Below are 1,155 nucleotides of genomic sequence, written 5' to 3' on the forward strand. Positions count from 1 at the left end.
GAAAAATGGAAAACAGTCATTCGACATCCTATAAGAAAGATTTAGATAAATTGGAATTTATAAAGGAGAATATTGATGAAATTATTTTTATGTTCGCACTTTTCAAGTGTAGGAAGTTTGATAAAAGAAGAAATTGATAACAAGAAAGTCGCATTTATTCCCACAGCTTCGCTGCGTGAAGGCTATACCGGTTATGTCGGCTCGGCTCGAAAATTATTCAAAAAGTTGGGAGCAATCGTAACTGAAATTGATATTTCAACGGAGGCTTATTCAACGATACAGTCTGTTTTTGAAGATGCGGATGTGATATATTTTACCGGCGGAAATTCTTTTTTCCTTATAGACCAGCTCCGTAAAACGGGAACGGATGAGCTGTTGAAGAAAGAATTAGCAAAGGGAAAACTGATGGTTGGTGAATCGGCAGGTGCGATTATATGCGCTCCAAGCATCCAATATATCGAGCAAATGGATGAAAAGCCGGAGGACTACTCACAAGAAGATGATGCAGGGCTTGATTTGATTGATTTCTATGTTCTTCCGCATTATCTTACAGCACCATTTAAGAAAGTTACCGAGAAAATAATGACTGAGTTTTCGGATTTGAATCTATGCCCAATTAACAACCGTCAGGGAATTGTAATTGACGGTGAAGGTTCAAAGGTTATTTGCAAAGACTAATTTGAAAATTCCAGTTTATTAAATCTTAACATCAATATTTTTGATTAAACCTTTTCAACAAAGAGACATAATGTTTCTTTGTTTTTTTATAAAGGTTTTCAAAAAGGTTTTCAAAACTATATATAAACAGAAAAAAAGCCCTTATATAAGGACTTTATTCACAAGATGGCGTCGACGGAGGGATTCGAACCCCCGACCGTGCGCTTAGAAGGCGCATGCTCTATCCGGCTGAGCTACGTCGACAACGCATACATTTTATAACATAATCACAATATATGCAAGCCTAAATTTAATATTTTCTATATAGAAAAAAGCAGTTCCAAACCTTTCGCTCATATCATAATTTATATTTTCATATACAAGATGAACAAAACAGCTTTCTTACATATTAATTATTTTCTACTCCACCTCGATAAACTGGAATTTGTTTCTTGATACTTATTACACTTTTGCTTTTTTCTTAATCATACATATTGC

At 34.7% G+C, this 1,155-nt stretch carries 1 protein-coding gene and 1 tRNA gene; one reads left to right on the forward strand and one right to left on the reverse strand.

The features are described 5' to 3' along the window. Nucleotides 1-75: 75 nt before the first annotated feature. Nucleotides 76-678, forward strand: a complete 603-nt coding sequence (locus tag DWY01_RS11370; protein ID WP_117996215.1) for a Type 1 glutamine amidotransferase-like domain-containing protein — start codon at nt 76-78, stop codon at nt 676-678. Between the two features lie 166 nt (nt 679-844). Here DWY01_RS11370 and DWY01_RS11375 read toward each other — a convergent pair. Beyond that, nucleotides 845-921: transfer RNA gene (locus tag DWY01_RS11375), tRNA-Arg, on the reverse strand. Nucleotides 922-1,155: the final 234 nt, after the last annotated feature.

It is taken from the genome of Eubacterium sp. AF22-8LB (assembly GCF_003458715.1).
In the GTDB taxonomy this organism is placed as follows: Bacteria; Bacillota_I; Bacilli_A; order Erysipelotrichales; family Erysipelotrichaceae; genus Holdemanella.